Here is a 21,954-nt window from a genome sequence, read left to right as displayed (position 1 = left end):
CAATAACGTGAAATGATGCCGTCGGGTAGAATTTGCATTATGATAGCTGTCATTTATTGGGAATGCTTGTAAAAGCGACTCCAATCAGTTTCTAAATTGCGCTGAAAATCGAATACAGGAAAGTTTATTTAGATGTCATTAACCTCCCGCAGCTTACTGGCCACCATGATTAGCCTTGCGCTTTATGGTCCCGCGATGGCTTACGAGAATCCTGCACCAAGCGAAGATGTCAATGATGAGTCTGCGGCTGTCAATGATACGAAAAGCGAACTTGAATTGGTTCGGGGAGTGTGTATTGCTCCTCAGGACATGCCGGAAGATCCTAATAACGAGCCAATTAAAGTCACCGCCGACCAAGCAGAAGCCAAAACCAATCAAAAGGTCACCTACTCTGGCGATGTTGTTTTACAGCAAGGAAACCGAACGGTTGCCGCTGACGTTGCAACGTTGCACCAACCGGAAAATGTCGTCACGGCCGAAGGTAACGTCTATTTCCACGACGGTACCATTGAGGTCTACTCCGACCGCATCCAGAGTAACTTAGATACCGAAGCCTCAGAAATGGACAATGCGGTCTATAGTATGACCTGCGAGCCGGGCCGTGGCGAAGCGAAACGCATTACCAAAAACGGCCTGTCCTACTACCGCCTGAAAGACGGTACCTATACCACCTGTCCCCCTGGAGACAGAAGCTGGCAATTTTCGGCCACCAGCATAGAACGAGAGAACGACTCGCCCTTTGCCGATTTGTATAACGCCCGTTTTGAAGTTGCGGATGTACCGGTCTTATATCTGCCGTACCTGCGTGTGCCCGTCGGCAAAGAACGCCTGACTGGTTTCCTTTACCCATCAGTGAGCTATGGCTCCCGTGATGGTTTCGAGCTGGAAACGCCGTTCTACTGGAATATTGCGCCAAATTACGACATGACAATCACCCCGAAATACATGAGTAACCGGGGCTTGCAGCTTAACTCTGAATTTCGTTATTTAACCGAGCTAGGTAGTGGTAGCCTGACCGGTGAATACCTTGGCAATGATCAAGAAGCCACTGATGATGACGATGCTCGCTGGGGCTTCAACTGGTCACACAATGGTCAGTACAACGAGCACTGGTTGTTTGAGATTGACTACAGCAAGGTCAGCGATGTTACCTATTTTTCCGATATCGACTCCAGTATCGGTGAACGTGAAGACAACAACCTGCTGCAGACCGGAGAAATCTCCTACAGAGAGCAATACTGGGACTCGACCCTGCGGGTACGTGACTTCCAGCCGCTCACGCTCGGCGTCTCCTCCAACTATCGCCTGATGCCGCAGGTGGAGTTCAACTATTACCGTCCGGATATGCCATACGGGCTGGATTTCAACCTCCTCAGCCATATTAGCCGTTTCGAGAACGATGCGGATGATAAGCCCTCCGCCGACCGGGTACACCTTGAGCCAACGTTGACCTTGCCGTATTCCACACCTTGGTGGTCCATCACCTCCGAGGCGAAACTAATGTATACCTATTACAATCAAGAGTTTGACTCAAGTATAGATGAACTGCAGGAACTAGCAGAGACTACATCACGTACCGTACCGAGCATCCGGATCCACAGTGGCCTGTACCTAGAGCGAGATACCTTGTTGTGGGGTGAGGACTATACCCAGAGCCTGGAGCCACAGGTACAGTACCTGTATGTCAAAGATGTCGAACAACAAGAGATTTTCAGCAGCTACGATACCACGCTGTTGCAAACGGACTACTACGGCTTGTTCCGTGACAAACGATACTCCAGCGTCGACCGGATTGCTGCAGCCAATCAGTTTACCGTCGGGGCAACGACCCGCTATTTTGACAGCGACTTTGTCGAGCGTTTTAACCTGTCCTTCGGCCAGATTTTCTATCTCAATGAGTCCGGCCGCAACTTAGACGAAGCCGGCGAGTCAACCCCGAACTATTCCGCTTCAGCCTTTGAGTCAGACTTTAATTACGATGACTGGCTGTTCTTCCATGGCGGATTGCAATATGACGCCAGTAAGAAAGAAATGCAGTTTGCCAATGCGGCGGTGGAATACCGTGAAGGCAGCCTGTTTAGCCAGCTAAACTATCGCTATGTATCAAAGGACTACATCAAGCAGAGCCTACCTGATAATGACCAGATCGATAACTATACCGAAGACGGGATCTCACAGCTTGGCTTCTCGACTGGGTTCCCGGTCTACGGCGGCCTGAGCCTGCGCGGTGACTATTACCATGACCTGACCGAGAACCAGATGCTGGAAGGCCAGATCTCCCTGAACTACCGCTCGGCCTGTTGGATGATCAGTCTCGGCTACAACGAGTACCTGAAGTCCCGCAGTAATGTAAATACCCAAGCCGGTGAGTATGAGCAGAACTTCAGTATCTCCTTCAGCCTGCTCGGACTCGCAGGGGTGGCGCCAATCGGCGCATCAACAACAAGCGGCAATGCGATAGGGTACGGTCGCCCGTTCTATCTCAACAACTAACCTGTAGCCGCGGTTCTCCTGCCGCGGCTCAGCCTGATTTAACGCGCTACGGCGCATAATGGAAAGATGTATGAAAAAGTGGAAGTCTTCTCTGCTAGGCCTGACATTATGGAGCCTAGCTGCTGGCAGCATCGCTGCCCCGCAAGAACTCGATAAGATCGTAACTATCGTCAATGACAGTGTGATCCTGCAAAGCGATGTCAATGCGATGCTGAAAACAGTGCGGATGAATGCCGCCAGCCAGAACCAGCCGCTTCCCTCGAACGAGGTACTCACCGAGCAGGTTATGGAAAAGCTGATCATCGAAACTCTTCAGCTTCAGCAGGCCGAACAGTTCGGGATCCGAATTGATGATACCCGCCTTGATCAGGCCATAGCCCAAATTGCCAAAGAGCGCCAGATGTCGGTCGCCCAGCTGCAGCAACTGCTAGCTGACAACGGTATCAGCTTTACCATGTTCCGTGAGCAGATGCGCCGCGATATTACCGCCAGCGAAGCACGAACCATTCAGGTTCGCCGCCGTATCAATATATTGCCGCAAGAAGTCGAAACCCTCGCAGAGCAACTCAACAAGCAGAGCCAGCAGAGTGTCAGTTTTAACATCAGCCATATCCAACTTCGTGTCGATGAAGGTGCCAGCGCCGCCCAACGGGAAAAAATTGCGGCACAGGCTCAACAACTGGTCGATGAATTAAAACAGGGGGCTGATTTCGCCAACCTGGCCTATAGCTATTCGAAAGGCCCGAAAGCCTTGCAAGGGGGGGACTGGGGCTGGATGCGTCCGGAAGAAATGCCAACCATTTTTGCTGATCAGCTCAAATCTAGCGGCAAAGGTGCTATTGTCGGTCCATTCCGTAGCGGTGTTGGCTACCACATCCTAAAAATTAATGATGTACAGGGCTTGGAAACGATTTCCGTCACCGAAGTCAACGCCCGTCATATTTTGGTCAAGACCTCTGTGATCATGAGTGATGAGGGGGCCCAGCGCCAACTGGAAAAAGTACGACAGGCCATCATGGCTAGCGAGCAAAGCTTTGCTGATGCTGCCCAGGCGCTAAGTGCCGATCCTGGCTCTGCAGCCAACGGCGGTGAGCTGGGCTGGCAAACTCCGGATCTCTACGTACCGGAGTTCAAGGACAAGGTAGAAAACCTACCTGCAGGCACAATCAGCGAACCGTTCAAGACCGTACACGGCTGGCATATTGTTGAGGTGCTTGAACGCCGTAATGTGGATCGTACTGACGCGGCGGTGAAGAACCGCGCCTATCGTATCCTATTTAGCCGCAAGTTTAATGAAGAAGCCCAGGCATGGCTGCAAGAACTCCGTGCCGGCGCCTATATCGAACAGCCGGAAGACGATAATGACCAAGGTTAAACGCATCGCAGTCACCCCCGGAGAGCCTGCCGGGATCGGCCCCGACTTGGTGCTGTCTCTGGCTCAACAAAACTGGCCACATGAACTGGTTATTTGTGCAAACTCTCAGCTTATGGTAGAACGTGCAGCCCAGCTTGGATTGCCAGTGACGATCATCAACTATGATCCGGCCCAACCCGCCCAGCCACACCAGGCCGGGACGCTCGTTGTCGCCGATCATTCATTGAGAGCACCTGTCACCGCAGGCGAGCTGAATGAGCAAAACGGCCACTATGTCCTCGACACCCTGACACGGGCAGCTGAAGGCTGTATGAGTGGCGAGTTTGCAGCCGTTGTTACTGGCCCGGTACATAAAGGGGTCATTAACCGTGCGGGGGTCTCGTTCAGTGGCCATACAGAGTTTTTTGCCCAGCAATCAAGCACCGCGCAGGTTGTAATGATGCTGGCGACAGAAGGATTGCGGGTGGCATTAGTGACCACTCACATTCCGCTGGCCTATGTTTCCCAAGCGGTAACGGCAGAGCGATTACAGCAGGTGATCCGTATCTTGCATGCTGATCTCGTCAGTAAGTTTGGTATCGAACAACCCAAAATATATGTCTGTGGGCTTAATCCGCATGCAGGAGAAGATGGTTGCCTAGGTATGGAGGAGATTGAAGTGATCTCCCCGGCCTTGGACCAACTTCGCCAACAGGAAGGTATGGATCTGATTGGCCCGTTGCCAGCAGATACTATTTTCCAGGAAAAATATCTGGCCGATGCCGATACGGTATTGGCCATGTATCACGATCAGGGGCTGCCAGTGCTTAAATTCAAAGGCTTTGGCAAATCAGTCAACATTACGTTAGGCCTGCCCTTTATCAGAACTTCAGTAGATCATGGTACCGCATTGGAACTTGCAGGTACCGGACAGGCGGACACCGGTAGCCTTTGGACAGCGCTATCGCACGCCCTTGAATTGGTAGAAAAACAAACATGAGCAGCGATCAGGTCCATCTAGGCCACCGCGCACGTAAGCGCTTTGGTCAGAACTTTTTGAATGACCCATACATCATTGACGGCATTGTATCGTCAATTAACCCAAGACCAGGTCAGAACCTGGTTGAAATCGGTCCGGGCCTGGGGGCTATCACCGAGCCAGTAGGTAAGTTAGTAGATAAGTTTTCGGTTATCGAACTCGATCGCGATCTTGCTGAGCGTCTGCGTAACCACCCGGATCTGGCTGACAAGCTGACGATCCACGAAGGCGATGCCATGCGCTTCGACTTCACACAGCTTATCAAAGAAAACAATAAGCTGCGTATTTTCGGCAACTTGCCATACAACATTTCAACACCACTGATTTTCCACTTGCTATCATTCCACCAGCACGTAGAAGACATGCACTTCATGCTTCAAAAAGAAGTGGTAAACCGTCTTGCTGCAGGCCCGGGCAGCAAAGCTTACGGTCGTTTGACGGTAATGACGCAATACTACTGCCGTGTGATGCCAGTGCTAGAAGTGCCGCCAGAGTCATTCACTCCAGCGCCAAAAGTGGATTCTGCCGTTGTACGCTTAACGCCATATGAAACACTACCGCACCCATGTACTAACCTTAAATGGCTAGACCGTGTTTGCCGAGAAGGTTTCAACCAGCGCCGTAAGACTATCCGCAACTGCTACAAGGCATTGTTGACAGCTGAACAACTGGAAGAGCTAGGTATTAACCCGACTTTACGCCCGGAAAACCTGACTTTAGAGCAGTTTGTTGCGATGGCTAATTGGCTGGATGCCAACCACAAGGCATCAAAATAAATGTTCATAGCCATTGTCACTAAAAGGCTATAACATCTGTTTATCAGGGCTCAGCTCGCTCTGCGCCCTGACAAACAGCTAACGAAAGGAAGCGAAAACATTGACGATGCACGCGACCCCCACCATAAGATGCAGAGTGGTCACCCACTATATTGAAGACCAGTCTGAGCCTGAAAATCAGCGCTATGTGTTCTCGTATACGATTACAATCTGTAACTTAGGGAATGGCGAGGCGCAGCTGCTAAGCCGTCACTGGCTCATCACCGACGCCAACGGTAAGAAACTGGTTATTGATGGTGAAGGTGTCGTTGGCGAGCAACCCAAGATTGCAGCCAACGAAGAGTACACCTATACCAGTGGTACAATTATCGAAACCCCACTCGGTGTAATGCAGGGCCACTACGTTATGGTGAATGAACAAGGAGATGAGTTCATGGCCGAAATATCTCCATTTAGGTTATCTATTCCCAATATTCTGCACTGAGGCTCCGCATGTCGACTTACCTTGTCGGTGATATTCAAGGCTGCTTTGACGATCTCTGCTTTCTACTTGAACAAGCCGACTTTAACCCGCAATACGACGAACTCTGGTTATCCGGCGATCTTGTCGCTCGCGGACCTAAATCATTAGAAACTCTGCGCTTTGTCAAAGGCTTGGGTAGTAATGCGACTACCGTGCTGGGCAACCACGATCTTCATCTATTGGCGGTAGCCAATGGTATTGCCAAAGTCAAAAGCAAAGATAAAATCCAGCCAATCCTCGATGCCCCTGACCGTGAAGAGCTACTCGAATGGTTGCGTCATCAACCTTTGCTGGCTGCGCACCCTCGGCACCCCTTTGTCATGGCACATGCCGGTATTTCGCCGCAATGGGATCTTGCGACAGCACACCAGCAAGCGAAAGAAGTCGAGGCATGCCTGCGCAGCGACGACTTCCTGTGGCTGCTACAAAACATGTATGGCAATGGCCCGGCTCATTGGGACCCTCAGCTGACGGGAATCGAACAATATCGCTATACCATCAACGCATTCACCCGCATGCGCTTTTGCTACCCTGATGGCCGGCTTGATATGGACTGCAAGCTATCCCCAGCTCAAGCAGAAAGTGAAGCGCTCAAGCCCTGGTTTGATCTGCCTCGGCTACAACCATTAGGAAAAAAAGTCATTTTTGGCCACTGGGCGGCTCTGATGGGACATGAAGATCAGCATGTAATTGGTCTAGACACCGGCTGCGTCTGGGGTAACAGTATGACCCTGCTTCGCTGGGAAGACGGAGCTCGGTTTGAGAAAGCATGTCCAGTTTACGCCGCGTAAACAAGACTTGAAAACATAGGCTTAGCTATATTAACCAAATCGCTAAGCCTCTTTTCTTATTGGCGTTCGAGGATCACAAAACGCATGTTGTGGGCATTCTTTTCATCGGCGACATAGGTTTCGCAATGTGTTTCATGCCAACCTGTGCCCCAATCAGGGAAGCAAGTATCTCCCTCAACAGTGAAATCAATGAAAGTAAGATATAAACGGTCAGCTTCTGGCAGACACGCGGCGTAAATACTACCGCCACCGATGATCATCAGCTCTTCGACCTCGCCGGCAGCGACTTTGGCTGCATTAATATCGGCCACAACCGTTACTCCCTCGGCTTGGTACTCGGGGTTACGGCTAATCACAATATTATGCCGACCGGGCAGTGGACGACCAATAGACTCAAACGTCTTGCGCCCCATTACAATCGGTTTACCCAGCGTAGATTGCTTAAACCAAGCAAAGTCGGCCGGTAGGTGCCATGGCATCGCGTTATCTTTGCCGATTACACGATCCTTTGCCATCGCCGCGATCATACTGATCTTCATCTTGTCCCCTCGAAAAACTAAACCACTGGACGGCGACGATAAAACAATAGACCCGGCATTGCCAGCCCAATTGCCAGTGCAGCAACAATAAATACGGCCTTGATAACGTTCTCTATCATCAAGGTCCATAACTCAATGCTGTAACCTGAGTGATTAATTTCAACCAGTGCAATCATCGCCTTGAAGGCAAAAACACCCGGCACCATAGGGATCATCGCAGCGACCGTAAAGACTTTCGGGTGAGCAAGAAAACGGTGCGACCAGTGGACACCAATCATCCCTACCAAGGTTGCTGCGCCAAGTGTCGCCCACTCGATAGGTACCCCCCACTGCATCAGCACAAACCGGCTACCATGGCCCAATGCCCCGCCAATCGCACAATACTTCAGGGCTTTTTGCGGCACATTAAACACCAGGGCAAAGCCAACCGCCGGGATCATGGCAAAAAACATATCATTAAGCAGGGCCAGCAAGAAATCGAGATAGATCATGATAACCACCCCCATACACCAAGCACATTCATCGCGGCAACAATCCCCATACTGGTCGAGAGTGTAAGCAGGCTAGCCATCGTCCAGCGGGCGATCCCCATATTCGCATAGCCTTTCACCATATCTGAAATGGCATTAATCAGCGGAAAACCGGGAACCAACATCAAAACTGACGAGGCCATCGCTAGGAACGGCGTCTCACCAATCTGATATACCTGGCCAAACCCAGAAATTAATGTCGTCACAAATGCCGTAACACCAAAGTTTACCAAGGGATTAAAGTGGCAATGGGCGATTTCTTGTCGTACAAACATCCCCACGGACGAGGCAACAAAAGTCAGGAAAAAGACAGGCCAGTCGCCGCCAGCCAAACGGCTAAAAGAAGCGCAGGATAGCCCAATCATCAGGATAACCAGGAAACGGTTATAGCGAAGCGGTTTGATCTTTTCTAACCGCTGGTGAACGGCCTCCACGTCCAGCAACCCACGCTCGGCCATGATGCATACCCGCTGGATCTCGGTAACCACCTGCATGTTGATCCCGCGGTCCTGGCAACGACGAGTTGTTGTAATACAACGGCCATGATTCAAGGTGGTGATCACCATCGAGCTCGCCGACAGTGACACCTCGACGCTCTCAACCCCCAAAGCAAGCCCCAGCCGACAGGTCACATCGGTTACCAATGTGCTTTCAGCCCCATGTTGAAGCAGTTTCTGCCCAGCGGCCACGGCTAACCGCGATACCTCTCGTTGCTCCGGCTCAGATAACGGCCTCGCCCCAGTTGTCATTCTATTCCCTCAGTTGCTTTTTCAGCTCACTTTATAGCAAGCCATATATTAGACACGCCGACGAATTATCAGACAAGTTCTAATTTCAGGTGTTGATTAGACACAAAAAAGCCGCTCATAAGAGCGGCCTTCATTAACGTAACAGGGTTGATTAACCGTATACCGGAAAATTACGGCTTGTAGATGATCTCAACATCGTAATCATCCTCGTTCCAGTCATCCCAGTCATCGTCGTCATCATCAGAACTTTCAGCTTTCTTGATCTGCTGCTCGTGATAATCATCCCACTTAAACTCAACCTTCTCTTCCGTCTCATCTTCATCTTCAAAGACTTCAGCCGGCATTTGTTCAATCTGGTGCATCAGATCATAGGTCAGCTCTTTGGTGCCCATGCGGTTCAGCGCAGAGATACAATAGTAGTCTCCTTCCCAAGCCAACGCCTCCAGGATCTCATCGATCTTCGCCTGAGCCTCTTCTTCCGGCAGCAGATCGACTTTGTTGAACACGATCCAGCGAGGCTTGCTCGTCAGCTTCTCGCTGTACTGATCCAGCTCATTGATGATCGTGAACGCATTATCGATCGGATCAGAACCGTCAACTGGCAGCAAGTCAATCATATGAAGCAATACACGACAACGCTCTAGGTGCTTCAGGAAGCGAATACCTAGACCAGCGCCGTCGGCTGCACCTTCGATAAGTCCCGGAATATCCGCAACCACAAAGCTGCGCTCACTATCGACACGTACGACACCCAGACTTGGTACCAAGGTCGTAAATGGGTAGTCAGCCACTTTAGGCTTCGCCGCAGAAACTGAACGGATGAAGGTTGATTTACCGGCATTCGGCAAGCCCAGCATACCCACATCGGCCAACAACAACAGCTCTAGGCGCAAATGACGAACTTCACCTTTGGTACCCATTGTCTTTTGACGCGGGGCACGGTTAACCGATGACTTAAAGCGTGTATTACCCAGGCCGTGGAAGCCACCTTTCGCAACCATGATCTTCATGCCATGCTGCGTCAAATCCGCAATCACCTCACCGGTTTCTTCATCAACAGCACGTGTGCCGACAGGAACCGTTAAGACTTTGTCTCCACCACGCTTACCGGTACAGTTACCACCACGGCCATTTTCACCACGATCAGCGGCATAGAATCGTACAAAGCGATAATCGATCAACGTATTGACGTTTTCATCAGCTAATAGGTAAACGTCACCGCCGTCACCACCATCACCACCGTCAGGGCCCCCTTTCGGTACATACTTTTCAGTACGGAAACTAACGGTACCATTGCCACCGTCACCAGCATCAGCTCGAATTACCGCTTCATCTACAAACTTCATCTCTTTCTCCGCACTGTGGCGTTAAATTTCTCGACCAGGTTACATCAAGCATTCACCCGGGAGCTATTAACCTATTGTAATGGACCTTGACTATTTATGCTGCCTGATTAGCTTATGGCCAATGGCACAGAACATGGCACCACTTACCACAACAACAGCGCCGACATAACCCAAAGCATTCAGGGCTGTCGCAGCAAAATGCTGTGGCCAGATCAAGCTGGCAAGGTCGACAAATATAATTGTAAACAAGGGAGCGAGGGTGATCACCGCACTCACTTGCGAGGCCTGCCAACGTGCCAGTGCTTCCGCAAAAGCGCCATAGCCGACCAAGGTATTAATACAGCAGAACATCAACATGCCCAACTGTCTTGAATCCATCAGCAGGAGCTGCTCAGGCGATGCCAGTGGCGTCAGCATCAACGCACAGGTCACATAGATCATCAGCAGGATCTGAGGTGAGCTGTAGTGCTTGAGCATGACTTTCTGTGCCAGGCCGTAGATCACCCAAACCAATGCAGCCAGTATCGCCAGTATGACGCCCAGGGTATAACCGGTAAAGCTGCTAAACAACTCGACCAGACGCTCATTAAAGAATAGGAGCAGTCCGAGCATCAGGCCCGACACACCCAAAATTTGGTGCAAGCCTAACTTTTCTTTAAACAGCCAGACACTGCCTAGCAGTAACATAACTGGTGCCAGTTGAATGATCACCTGCACAACAGATGGATTCAGGTACGCTAGCGCACTGTTATACAGTACGAAGTTACCAGCCAGGCCAAGACTGGCGAGCAGCAAAATGCCACTTCCGCCCAAGCCTGCAGCCCGGGCCTGAGGTAACTGCTTACGCCAGTACAGCCATCCCCCCAAGCCGATCGAGGCCGTTAGAAAGCGATACCACACGATCGTGAACGGATCCATCACCTCTACGGCTTGCTTCATTGCAATGGGCAATGCGCCCCAGAACAGTGCGGTAATCAGTGCCAGCACCATTCCTGCAGTCGGGTTTTGATTTGGCATAAACCCTTCCATAACAAAAAGCCCCGCCAGTAGGCAGGGCTTTATAATTCGTTACGAGACTGAATTATTCAGCTTCGATAGATACGAATTTACGGTTCTTAGGACCTTTAACTTCAAACTTCACTTTACCGTCAGATAGAGCGAATAGAGTGTGGTCTTTACCTAGGCCTACGTTGTTACCAGCGTGGAATTTAGTACCACGTTGACGAACGATGATGTTACCTGCTAGTACAGATTCGCCACCGAAACGCTTAACACCTAGACGTTTGCTTTCTGAATCGCGGCCGTTACGAGTAGAACCGCCAGCTTTTTTGTGTGCCATCTTTAAATTCTCCTGTTATTAAGCGCTGATGCCAGTGATTTTGACTTCAGTGAACCACTGACGGTGGCCCGCTTGCTTACGAGAGTGCTTACGACGACGGAACTTAACGATTTTAACTTTATCGCCACGACCGTGAGTAACAACTTCAGCAGTTACTTTACCGCCAGCTACGAAAGGTGCACCTACAGTAACTTCTTCGCCGTTAGCGATTAGAAGAACTGAATCAAATTCAACGTTAGCGCCAGTTTCAGCGTCTAGTTTTTCTAAGCGTAGGGTTTGGCCTTCGCTTACACGGTGTTGTTTACCACCACTTTGGAAAACAGCGTACATGTCTTACTCCGCTTGTCCGCATAGGCCATTAGCCACGTAAAATTTGGGCTATGGGTATGCGCTTAATCTTGTCATCAATAGGGCGCGAATGTTACGCGAAAACGGTGCTTCTGGCAACCCATTAAACAAAGAAAATTGGCGAAAAGCTAGACAGCAATAAAAGTCACTGATTTAAACGTAAACGAGGTTATGAAGATGCCAATATTTTAGTGTAATATTCGATAATTATTTTTGATACCAATTCACAAAACTAGCTAAATAATTCAAAGCCTGGTGGGATGATTTATACGCTATACGCACATTATCTCATCGTAGCAGTTAATCGATAAGCATCGCGTATAATAAGGGCTAACCCTTGGCATATGCCCTATCGACAGTGCTTATCGTCAGTTATTAATGTAAATTGGTACACTTATCATTTCCGCCTGGTGCGGCAAACAATATTGCTGGATGTACAATGGATTTCAAAGCTATCCAAGCGCTCACCGCCAATGACATGGCGGAGGTTGACGCGAAGATACTGGCCCAACTGAACTCGGATGTGGCCCTAATCAATCAACTCGGTTTTTACATTGTCAGTGGTGGCGGAAAACGCCTGCGTCCAATGCTGGCTGTACTGGCAGCCCGTGCCCTAGGCTACGAAGGTGAAAAACATAGCACCGCAGCTGCTTTTATCGAATTCACCCATACCGCTACCCTGCTTCATGACGACGTGGTGGATGAATCTGATATGCGACGCGGCAAGGCAACGGCCAATGCCATGTTCGGCAATGCGGCCAGCGTCTTGGTCGGCGATTATATCTACACCCGCTCTTTCCAAATGATGACCAGCCTACGATCCCTGCGGATCCTCGATATCATGAGTGAAGCGGTGAATGTCATTGCCGAAGGTGAAGTGCAGCAGCTAATGAACTGCAATGACCCAGATACCACAGAAGACAACTATATGCAGGTCATCTACTCGAAGACCGCGCGCCTGTTTGAAGCCGCGACCCAGGTTGCCGCCATCCTAGCCGAAGCACCGGCTGACACCGAAGCGGCACTCCAGGATTATGGACGTTACCTGGGTACAGCATTCCAGTTAATTGACGATGTACTGGATTACAATGCCGATGGCGAGGAAATGGGGAAAAATGTAGGGGATGACCTTGCTGAAGGCAAGCCGACCCTGCCATTGCTGCATGCCATGCACCATGGCAATGACGAGCAAGCGGCAATGATCCGTACAGCTATCGAGCAAGGAAATGGCCTCGACAAGCTAGAACCGATTCTAGCCTGTATGAACGAAGTCGGTTCACTGGAATACACCCAGCAACGTGCTGAGGAAGAAGCAGAAAAAGCCATTGCCAGTTTGGCCGTCATCCCTGATTCGGATTACAAAGAGGCACTGGTAGCCCTTGCCCACCTGGCAGTTAAGCGCACCAAGTAACAATCGCGCTATTAGCCCTATAAAAAGCCTGCCCTGAGCAGGCTTTTTTGCTCTTAGGCCCTGGCCGTAGGGGATCCCGCGGATGTTCTATAGTTAAAAAAGATCCTGACGATCCTGATAGGAGGTCAATCATGCAAGCCAAAGATCTAAAACCGGGGATGTGGGTAGAATGTCAACAAGGCATTGCTGAAGTGATCGACGTTGATCAAGCGCATAATACCGCCATCATAGAAAACATGAACGATCACAAGCGTATCAACATTAACTGTGATGACATTCAAGACCAGCCCCAGCTTCATAGCGGATGTGATCGCTACTATTAACAAGCCAGCTCAGAGAAACGGAATTTCAGACATGAAAAAAGCGGCCTTTGGCCGCTTTTTTCATTATAAACGAGCAACTTATTGCGCAGCGAACTCTTCGCCTTTAGCAATATCGCCCTGTAGCGTCTCTAGCATGCTTTCCAACGCATCTTTTTCGAACGTACTTAGCTTGCCGTAATCCATCACTTCTTCAACGCCTTCTTTACCTAGTAGTACAGGCTGCGCGAAGAAACGGGCGTGCTCGCCAGCCCCTTCAACATAAGCACACTCAACAACGTTTTCTTCACCCTGAAGGGCACGTACCAGTGCCAGGCCGAAGCGGCATGCCGCCTGACCCATAGAGAGTGTCGCAGAGCCGCCACCCGCTTTCGCTTCAACAACCTCTGTCCCCGCATTCTGAATACGTGGAGTTAGCGCTTGGATCTCTTCCTCGCTGAACTCAACGCCTTCAACCTGAGAAAGTAGAGGAAGAATCGTCACGCCAGAGTGACCGCCAATCACAGGTACGCGTACCTGACCCGGATCTACGTTCTTCAGTTCTGCCACGAAAGTTTCAGAACGGATCACATCCAGAGTCGTCACACCGAATAATTTGCGCTTGTCATACACGCCGGCTTTTTTCAGCACGTCTGCAGCAATGGCCACAGTAGTGTTCACTGGGTTAGTAATAATACCGACACAGGCTTTAGGGCATACTACCGCAATTTTTTCTGCCAGCGACTTAACGATACCCGCATTAACATTAAACAGATCCGCACGATCCATACCAGGCTTACGTGCAACACCAGCAGAAATAAGGACAACATCAGCACCTTCTAGTGCAGGAGTCGGATCTTCACCGCCATAGCCTTTAATCGATACCGGTGTCGGGATGTGACTTAGATCAGCCGCAACGCCCGGGGTGACCGGAGCAATATCATACAGTGCCAGATCAGAACCAGCAGGCAGACGGTTTTTAAGAAGCAGAGCCAGAGCCTGGCCGATACCGCCAGCAGCACCAATTACAGCAACTTTCATGTTCGTTCTCCTTTACGATAGAAGTATATTTTTCAGACCTAATACCAATCAAATGAAATCAAAACTAAGCTAACCCAATGATTTCATTTGATTGGTGTTGAAAACGTTATAGCAACAAATACTGAAATACAATCAAACCCAATCAGCTTTGCGATGTCACGCATAAGCCAGAATAAAATGTGCTACATATGTATAACATTTCTCTAAATGTGTTGCAGCTCTTGCATGCACACAACGCATATTTACCGTAAATAATTATTCAGCCAGAACCACTATAATGGTGATTAATACATCAGTTTACATGAACACTGTTTGCTACCAACCTGAGGGTTATGCCAGAATACAGCACCTCGTCCCTGTACATGAAATTTACTTATGCGAAATTCAGATAAACAAGAGCGCTTAGTCAAAGCATTCAAAGCCATTCTAAAAGAAGAAAAATTCAGCTCCCAGGGTGAAATCGTTGACGCTCTGAAAGCTCAGGGGTTCGACAATATCAACCAGTCTAAAGTCTCCCGCATGCTAACCAAGTTTGGCGCGGTTCGTACCCGAAATGCGAAGATGGAGATGGTGTACTGCCTCCCTGTAGAGCTTGGTGTGCCTACCACCAGCAGCCCGCTCAAAGAGTTGGTGATGGAGATCGGACATAACAGTGCGCTGGTTGTTATCCATACCGGTCCAGGCGCCGCTCAAGTCATTGCCCGCCTGCTAGATTCACTGGGTAAGGCCGAGGGTATTTTGGGCGTAGTCGCAGGTGACGACACCATTTTTATCACCCCAACGAACACGATCTCAACCGAAGAGCTGTACGAGTCCGTCTGCGAACTTTTTGACTACAGCAATTAAGAAATCTTCCCGATCCTCTCTCTCTGCTAATGAGAGAGAGATCACAATCAGACAAACTTGCACAAACTGTACAAAATTAACGCAAACATCTGATTGATATAAATAATTATTCTATTTTATTTATTCCGCCCAAGCCTTCCACAGCATAAAACAGCAAACAACCATTAACATAATTTTAAATTTCATGGTCTCTTTTGCTATCATCTACCTGATTTGCTTACGCAATTATGCCTTTTCCACCGATGGAAAACATTTCCATACTGGAGATAACAACAATTAGGAAGGGACAAACATGGCATTAAAACAACTTATTAAGACCAGCGCTTTAGCTGCCGCAGTCGTCACTGCAGGTATGGCCAATGCCCAGGACTTCATCACAATCGGTACCGGCTCTGTAACAGGTGTTTACTACCCGACTGGTGGAGCTATCTGTAAGTTAGTCAACAAAGATCGCAAGCAGCATAATATTCGCTGCTCAGTCGAGTCTACGGGTGGTTCAATCTATAACGTCAATACCATGCGTGCCGGCGAACTGGACTTTGGTATTGTTCAATCAGACTGGCAGTACCATGGCTATAACGGTACCAGCAAATTTGAGCAACAAGGGCCATACAAAAAGCTCCGCGCAGTATTCTCTCTTCACACCGAACCATTCAATATCATCGCCCGTACAGATGCTGGTATTAACGGCGTTGAAGATCTAAAAGGCAAGCGTGTCAACATCGGTAACCCAGGCTCTGGTGACCGAGCCACCATGGGTGTTGTCATGGATGCGATGGGTTGGACCAACGCCGACTTCAAACTGACCTCCGAGCTTAAAGGATCCGAGCGTTCTCAAGCACTGTGCGATAACAAAATCGATGCCTTCGTTTATGTTGTCGGCCATCCAAACGGTTCTATCAAAGAAGCAACAACCTCTTGTGATGCCAAGCTGGTTTCAGCTAACGGGCCGGCTATCGACAAGATCGTTGCCGGTAACCCTTACTATGCCAAGAGCAAGGTACCGGGCGGCATGTACAAAGGTACCCCTGATGACGTAAACAGCTTTGGTGTAGCTGCAACCTTGGTATCTTCGACTGAAGTATCTGACGATGTTGTCTATGCTCTAGTGAAGTCGGTATTTGAGAACTTTGATACCTTTAAACGTCTGCATCCAGCCTTCGCTAACCTGAAGCCAGAAAACATGGTCAAAGATGGCCTGTCGATACCGCTGCACCCAGGTGCGGTACGTTATTACAAGGAAGCGGGTTACCTGAAGTAACCCACCATTGACAACCTGACTTAGGGCACTGGTTGCCACTCATGCGCCGCAAAAGCGGCGCATGCTATTTCACCTACCTATAAAAACTACAACATTCTCACTATTATTACCTAGTCCATCGAAAAAGGATTATGCATGACTAAGACAACCCAAGCGTCGTCAGATGTGCAAGATATGGTGGCTCAGGCAGACACAGGGGCAAGGAGTCCAGCTGGAATGCCTGGACGCATCCTATGGTTCGTTCCACTTTGCTGGTCATTGTTCCAGCTCTGGTATGCCTCACCACTACCGTTTGTTTTCGACTTTGGTGTCCTGAATGACACAGAAGCCCGCTCCATCCACCTGGCGTTTGCTATCTTCCTGGCTTTCACGGCCTACCCGGCGTTAAAACACTCACCCCGCGACCGCATTCCCGTTGTCGACTGGGTATTGGCGTTTGCCGGCAGCTTATCCGCCGCCTATATTTATCTATTCTATACTGACCTAGCGGGTCGTTCTGGCGCCCCGACCCAGATTGATATCGTCATTGCCGTGGTCGGCATGGTACTGCTATTAGAAGCCACTCGCCGGGCTCTCGGCCCGCCTTTGATGGTGGTCGCCGCCGTCTTCTTGCTATACACCTTTGGCGGCCCTCACATGCCGGATGTTATCGCCCATAAAGGTGCCAGCCTCAACAAGGCTATGTCGCATCTTTGGCTGACAACCGAAGGGGTTTTTGGTATCGCCCTCGGGGTTTCGACCTCGTTTGTCTTCCTGTTTGTTTTGTTCGGCGCCATGCTGGAACGAGCTGGTGCCGGAGCCTACTTTATCAAGGTAGCTTTCTCGCTGCTCGGCCACATGCGGGGCGGCCCAGCCAAAGCCGCCGTTGTTGCATCCGGCCTATCGGGCTTGGTTTCAGGCTCTTCGATCGCCAACGTAGTCACTACCGGCACGTTCACCATTCCACTCATGAAAAAGGTCGGCTTCCCCGGTACCAAAGCCGGTGCTGTCGAAGTTGCCGCCTCCACCAACGGCCAGCTAACTCCGCCTATCATGGGGGCTGCGGCCTTCCTGATGGTCGAATATGTCGGTATTTCATATGTAGAAGTGATCAAAGCAGCATTACTACCAGCCCTGATCTCTTACATTGCCCTGCTGTATATTGTTCACCTGGAAGCCTGTAAGGCCGGAATGACCGGTTTGAAGCGTCACTACAAGCCAACACTGGCGCAGAGCCTGCTATCTTTCTGCGGTACGATTCTGGGTCTGGTTGTTCTAAGTGCAGCAGTGTATTACGGCATCGGTTGGACCAAAGATGTCTTTGGTGCCGCAGCAACGCCAATGATTGCAGTACTGATCCTGGCCGCTTATGTTGCCCTCATCAAGGTGTCGGCCCGCTATCAGGATCACCTACTGGAAGACCCTAATGCAGAGCTTACAGAGGTTCCCGACCCGGGACCGACCATCAAATCCGGCCTCTACTTCCTGCTACCTATTGTAGTATTGGTATGGTGCCTGACCGTTGAGCGTTTCTCCCCGGGGTTATCAGCCTTTTGGGCGACCGTCTTTATGATCTTTATCCTACTGACCCAACGCCCGCTGCTGGCAATGTTCAATAAGGAGAAGACATTCTCTGAGGCCTCGGCCGAAGGGGTAGTCGATCTATTGGAAAGTCTGGTTTCCGGCGCGCGAAATATGATCGGTATCGGGGTGGCGACAGCCGCAGCCGGTATTGTCGTCGGGGTGGTAACCCTGACTGGGATCGGGCTGGTAATGACCGAGTTCGTCGAGTTTATCTCCGGCGGCAACATTATGCTAATGCTGCTATTTACGGCAGTTATCAGCCTTATCCTCGGCATGGGTCTGCCCACCACCGCGAACTACATTGTTGTCTCAACACTGATGGCACCAGTTATTGTCACCCTAGGCGCACAAAGCGGTCTGATCATTCCCTTGATCGCTGTCCACCTCTTTGTATTCTACTTCGGTATTTTGGCCGATGATACGCCGCCAGTTGGCCTCGCAGCCTTTGCCGCGGCGGCAATAGCAAAAAGTGATCCCATCCGTACCGGTATTCAGGGCTTTACCTACGATATCCGTACCGCGATTTTGCCGTTCATGTTTATCTTCAATACTCAGCTACTGTTGATGGACATTGATTCCTGGTGGCACCTGTTTTTGACAGTAAGTTCCGCTGTGATAGCCATGCTTACCTTCTCGGCAGCTACCCAGGGATGGTGGTTTACCAAGACAAAATGGTGGGAGGTAGCCGCACTGCTACTCATTACCTTTAGCCTGTTCCGCCCTGGTTTCTGGTGGGATATGGTCTATCCGGCAAAGCATGAAATGCCGGGGACTCTAATTATGGATGCTGCCGACAAACTGGCAATAGGCCAACCGCTTGAGCTTCAGGTAACGGGTGAAAACCTCGAAGGCAAACTGGTCAGCAAACATGTACTACTACCATTTGATGAAGATGCCATAAGCCCAGAAGACCGTATTGCATCTACCGGTCTGATGCTGCGCCAAGAAGAGAACAAAATGCTAGTCGACTTAGTCGAGTTTGGCAGCCCGGCCGAAGCATCCGGCATTGACTTCGACTGGGAGATCACCAAAGTCAGCCTGCCCGCGGTTAGACCTATGAAAGAGTGGGTCTTTATCCCCACCTTAATGTTGCTGGGAGCCTTGGGATGGAACCAACGCCGCCGAGCTAAGCAACAATCATCGGTCTAGACTATAGGGAGAGCTTACTTCTCCCTTCTTCTTCAGCTAAAGAGAATAATATGTATAAACAAATATTGGTTCCCGTTGATTTAAATGAGCAGGGGTTTGCGGATAAAGCCGTCGAGCAGGCCGTCTGGCATGCTAAACACTCCAATGCCACCATTCACTTACTGAATGTACTGCCCGGCATCCATATGTCGATGGTGTCGAGCTATTTCCCGAAAGATGCAGCCAGAAAAATGATGCAAGACTCTCAGAATCAGCTGAAAGTCTTTGCCGAAAAATATATCCCTGATGAAATTGTCCATCACCAGTATATTTCGGAAGGAAAGACATGGACCACAATCTTGGAGCATGCCGAACGCATAGGGGCCGATCTGATTATTCTACCAAGCCACAAGCGCTCAAAGATCGATAAGGTTATGCTGGGCTCTGTTGCCTCAAAAGTGGTCGAAAATTCACCGATTAACGTCCTTATCGTCAAACCTCAGGCATACCTTAGCGATAATTGATTGTTATAGTTATTGGTATTAAAAAGCCCGCTGCAGCGGGCTTTTTCTAGTAATAAACAAGATCACGACTAACGCTGATCATAGCCCCACCTTGGCACCAAGCCCTGCTCAACCCCAAGATGGTCCAGGATCCGGGCCACCATAAAATCAACCAAATCCTCAATACTCTCTGGCTGGTGATAAAAGCCAGGCGCCGCCGGCATAATCGTCACACCCATTTTTGACAATTTCAGCATATTTTCCAGGTGCAACGTCGAGAACGGTGTTTCGCGTACTACCATCAATAACTGGCCCCGCTCTTTCAGCACCACATCTGCCGCCCGCTCCAACAGATTATCGGACATCCCGTGCGCGACCGAGGCCAGCGTACCTGCCGAGCAAGGACAAACCACCATTTTCTTCGGTGCAGCAGAACCAGAAGCAACCGGCGAAAACCAATCCTCCTTACCGCAAACGTCCAACTTACTGGCATCACAATTTAAGTGGGCTATCAATGCTTGTTTCGCCGCATCCGGTCCAGAAGGCAACTTCAGGCCATGCTCCGTCGCCAGAACAACCCGGGCAGCCGAAGAAATCAATAGATACACCTGGTAGTCTGCCGCCAGCAAGCATTCGAGCAAACGCAATCCATAAGGTGCGCCGGAAGCCCCCGTCCAGGCAAGGGTAATACGCTTATCTTGCATGTTGATCCTTACTGTTCCTGTGCTGCTAAGGCGGTCAGCAATTTATCGTGGATCCCGCCGAAGCCACCATTGCTCATCACCAGAATATTATCGCCCGGACGAGCAGCAGCAACAATTTTCACCACCAGCTGATCGAGATCAGCATCGGTCGTTGCCGGTTGGGTACACGCCCCGGCAATCTCATCCACCGACCATGGAATATTGTCCGGCTGGAAGATAAAGACCTCATCGGCAGCCTGCAATGCCGGGGCCAAATCCAACTTGTGTACCCCTAACTTCATGGTATTTGAACGCGGTTCCAGTACGGCCAAAATTCGCTCGTTGCCAACCTTTGCCCGCAAACCACCGAGCGTCAGCTCGACTGCGGTCGGGTGGTGGGCAAAATCATCATAGACCTTAATGCCACCCTGCTCGCCTTTAAGTTCTAGGCGGCGCTTGGTATTAATAAATTTGCCTAGAGATTCACAAGCCAGATCGACCGTTACCCCAACATGACGGGCGGCAGCAATCGCCATCAGGGCATTGCTGACATTGTGATCCCCTACCAAATCCCAGCTCACGACGCCTGCCAGCTCACCATCAAGGAACACTTCAAACTGGCTGCCATCGGCAACAAGCTTGTTTGCCCGCCAATGGCCATCTTCACCGGTATATTCCAGCTCACTCCAGCACCCCATATCCAGGGTCTGCTGAATATTGTCGACACCTTTGGGTGCCAGGATCCGGCCATTACCCGGAACAGTACGCACTAAATGATGAAACTGACGCTGGATTGCTTTCAAATCATCGAAAATATCTGCGTGATCGAACTCCAGATTGTTCATTATCAGTGTACGTGGTCGATAATGAACAAACTTAGAACGTTTATCGAAAAAAGCACTATCGTATTCGTCCGCTTCCACGACAAAGAACATACTTTCGCCTAACCGCGCGGAAACACCGAAGTTTCCGAGTACCCCGCCAACCAGAAAGCCGGGCTGGTAGCCACAATCTTCCAGGATCCATGCCAGCATACTGGCTGTTGTCGTCTTACCGTGAGTACCTGCGACTGCCAACACCCAGCGATCATGCAGCAATATTTCCTGTAACCACTGCGGACCAGAGGTGTAACGCAGGTTGTTGTTCAGAACATATTCCACACAAGGGTTACCACGGCTCATGGCGTTGCCGACAACCACCAGATCCGGTGCAGGCTTTAACTGTAACGGGTCATAACCCTGAATAATTTCAATACCTTGAGATTCAAGCAAGGTGCTCATTGGCGGATAAACGTTGGCATCACAACCGGTCACTTTATGGCCCAATTGGCGGGCCAGAATCGCTGCACCGCCCATAAATGTGCCGCAAATTCCTAAAATATGGATATGCATA

General features: G+C 50.1%; 22 protein-coding genes. 12 read left to right on the top strand and 10 right to left on the bottom strand.

Going from position 1 to position 21,954, the window contains the following annotated elements:
- Window positions 1-132: 132 nt before the first annotated feature.
- The 6 genes from lptD to apaH all read left to right on the top strand — a co-directional run bounded on the left by lptD (window position 133) and on the right by apaH (window position 6,976).
- A complete protein-coding gene (lptD, locus tag MD588_RS16035; RefSeq protein ID WP_265698473.1) occupies window positions 133-2,493 on the top strand; it encodes an LPS assembly protein LptD in 2,361 nt (786 codons plus the stop codon).
- 70 nt (window positions 2,494-2,563) lie between these two features.
- Entirely contained in the window at window positions 2,564-3,868 is a 1,305-nt protein-coding gene (gene surA / locus MD588_RS16030; RefSeq protein ID WP_265698472.1) for a peptidylprolyl isomerase SurA, read from the top strand.
- Entirely contained in the window at window positions 3,855-4,847 is a 993-nt protein-coding gene (gene pdxA, locus MD588_RS16025; protein WP_265698471.1) for a 4-hydroxythreonine-4-phosphate dehydrogenase PdxA, read from the top strand. Before surA ends, pdxA begins: the two co-directional genes overlap by 14 nt.
- Window positions 4,844-5,662: a 16S rRNA (adenine(1518)-N(6)/adenine(1519)-N(6))-dimethyltransferase RsmA gene (rsmA, locus tag MD588_RS16020; RefSeq protein WP_265698470.1), complete on the top strand. Its 819-nt coding sequence runs from the start codon at window positions 4,844-4,846 to the stop codon at window positions 5,660-5,662. Before pdxA ends, rsmA begins: the two co-directional genes overlap by 4 nt.
- Before the next feature lie 106 nt (window positions 5,663-5,768).
- On the top strand, window positions 5,769-6,146 hold the full coding sequence (apaG, locus tag MD588_RS16015) for a Co2+/Mg2+ efflux protein ApaG (RefSeq protein ID WP_265698586.1): 378 nt from the start codon (window positions 5,769-5,771) through the stop codon (window positions 6,144-6,146).
- An 8-nt stretch (window positions 6,147-6,154) separates the two neighbouring features.
- Window positions 6,155-6,976: a bis(5'-nucleosyl)-tetraphosphatase (symmetrical) ApaH gene (apaH, locus tag MD588_RS16010; RefSeq protein WP_265698468.1), complete on the top strand. Its 822-nt coding sequence runs from the start codon at window positions 6,155-6,157 to the stop codon at window positions 6,974-6,976.
- Window positions 6,977-7,032: 56 nt separating this feature from the next.
- On the opposite strand, the gene folA is transcribed toward apaH, so the two are convergent.
- The 7 genes from folA to rplU all read right to left on the bottom strand — a co-directional run bounded on the left by folA (window position 7,033) and on the right by rplU (window position 11,809).
- The gene (folA, locus tag MD588_RS16005; protein WP_265698467.1) at window positions 7,033-7,515 is read right to left on the bottom strand and encodes a type 3 dihydrofolate reductase; all 483 of its coding nucleotides are present in this window, start codon (window positions 7,513-7,515) and stop codon (window positions 7,033-7,035) included.
- Window positions 7,516-7,532: 17 nt separating this feature from the next.
- Complete coding sequence (locus tag MD588_RS16000; protein ID WP_265698466.1) at window positions 7,533-8,006, bottom strand: threonine/serine exporter family protein; 474 nt, start codon at window positions 8,004-8,006, stop codon at window positions 7,533-7,535.
- Window positions 8,003-8,794, bottom strand: a complete 792-nt coding sequence (locus tag MD588_RS15995; protein ID WP_265698465.1) for a threonine/serine exporter family protein — start codon at window positions 8,792-8,794, stop codon at window positions 8,003-8,005. The genes MD588_RS16000 and MD588_RS15995 overlap by 4 nt, the downstream gene beginning before the upstream one ends.
- 170 nt (window positions 8,795-8,964) lie before the next feature.
- Window positions 8,965-10,140, bottom strand: a complete 1,176-nt coding sequence (gene cgtA, locus MD588_RS15990; RefSeq protein ID WP_265698464.1) for an Obg family GTPase CgtA — start codon at window positions 10,138-10,140, stop codon at window positions 8,965-8,967.
- A 90-nt stretch (window positions 10,141-10,230) separates the two neighbouring features.
- Entirely contained in the window at window positions 10,231-11,157 is a 927-nt protein-coding gene (locus MD588_RS15985) for a DMT family transporter (protein ID WP_265698463.1), read from the bottom strand.
- Window positions 11,158-11,221: 64 nt separating this feature from the next.
- Window positions 11,222-11,479, bottom strand: a complete 258-nt coding sequence (gene rpmA, locus MD588_RS15980) for a 50S ribosomal protein L27 (RefSeq protein ID WP_007467532.1) — start codon at window positions 11,477-11,479, stop codon at window positions 11,222-11,224.
- A gap of 18 nt (window positions 11,480-11,497) precedes the next feature.
- Window positions 11,498-11,809, bottom strand: coding sequence for a 50S ribosomal protein L21 (gene rplU / locus MD588_RS15975; RefSeq protein WP_265698462.1), 312 nt, complete (start codon window positions 11,807-11,809; stop codon window positions 11,498-11,500).
- A gap of 457 nt (window positions 11,810-12,266) precedes the next feature.
- On the opposite strand from rplU, the gene ispB reads away from it, so the two are divergent.
- Window positions 12,267-13,238, top strand: a complete 972-nt coding sequence (gene ispB, locus MD588_RS15970) for an octaprenyl diphosphate synthase (RefSeq protein WP_265698461.1) — start codon at window positions 12,267-12,269, stop codon at window positions 13,236-13,238.
- A gap of 131 nt (window positions 13,239-13,369) precedes the next feature.
- On the top strand, window positions 13,370-13,561 hold the full coding sequence (locus MD588_RS15965; RefSeq protein WP_265698460.1) for a hypothetical protein: 192 nt from the start codon (window positions 13,370-13,372) through the stop codon (window positions 13,559-13,561).
- 78 nt (window positions 13,562-13,639) lie between these two features.
- Here the strand turns inward: MD588_RS15965 and mdh are convergent, their stop codons facing one another.
- A complete protein-coding gene (mdh, locus tag MD588_RS15960; protein ID WP_265698459.1) occupies window positions 13,640-14,578 on the bottom strand; it encodes a malate dehydrogenase in 939 nt (312 codons plus the stop codon).
- Window positions 14,579-14,953: 375 nt separating this feature from the next.
- On the opposite strand from mdh, the gene argR reads away from it, so the two are divergent.
- The 4 genes from argR to MD588_RS15940 all read left to right on the top strand — a co-directional run bounded on the left by argR (window position 14,954) and on the right by MD588_RS15940 (window position 19,900).
- On the top strand, window positions 14,954-15,424 hold the full coding sequence (argR, locus tag MD588_RS15955; RefSeq protein ID WP_265698458.1) for a transcriptional regulator ArgR: 471 nt from the start codon (window positions 14,954-14,956) through the stop codon (window positions 15,422-15,424).
- A 292-nt stretch (window positions 15,425-15,716) separates the two neighbouring features.
- Window positions 15,717-16,685, top strand: coding sequence for a TAXI family TRAP transporter solute-binding subunit (locus MD588_RS15950; RefSeq protein ID WP_265698457.1), 969 nt, complete (start codon window positions 15,717-15,719; stop codon window positions 16,683-16,685).
- Between the two features lie 135 nt (window positions 16,686-16,820).
- Window positions 16,821-19,397, top strand: a complete 2,577-nt coding sequence (locus tag MD588_RS15945; protein WP_265698456.1) for a TRAP transporter permease — start codon at window positions 16,821-16,823, stop codon at window positions 19,395-19,397.
- Window positions 19,398-19,447: 50 nt separating this feature from the next.
- Entirely contained in the window at window positions 19,448-19,900 is a 453-nt protein-coding gene (locus MD588_RS15940; RefSeq protein WP_265698454.1) for a universal stress protein, read from the top strand.
- Between the two features lie 68 nt (window positions 19,901-19,968).
- On the opposite strand, the gene MD588_RS15935 is transcribed toward MD588_RS15940, so the two are convergent.
- Together MD588_RS15935 and mpl are read right to left on the bottom strand one after the other, a co-directional pair.
- A complete protein-coding gene (locus tag MD588_RS15935) occupies window positions 19,969-20,583 on the bottom strand; it encodes a flavin prenyltransferase UbiX (protein WP_265698453.1) in 615 nt (204 codons plus the stop codon).
- An 8-nt stretch (window positions 20,584-20,591) separates the two neighbouring features.
- Window positions 20,592-21,953, bottom strand: coding sequence for a UDP-N-acetylmuramate:L-alanyl-gamma-D-glutamyl-meso-diaminopimelate ligase (gene mpl, locus MD588_RS15930; protein ID WP_265698452.1), 1,362 nt, complete (start codon window positions 21,951-21,953; stop codon window positions 20,592-20,594).
- Window position 21,954 lies beyond the last annotated feature (1 nt).

It is taken from the genome of Photobacterium obscurum (assembly GCF_026191635.1).
Classification (GTDB): domain Bacteria; phylum Pseudomonadota; class Gammaproteobacteria; order Enterobacterales; family Vibrionaceae; genus Photobacterium; species Photobacterium obscurum.
The sequence above is the reverse complement of the archived record's forward strand: the minus strand, read 5'-3'. Positions and strand labels throughout refer to the sequence as shown.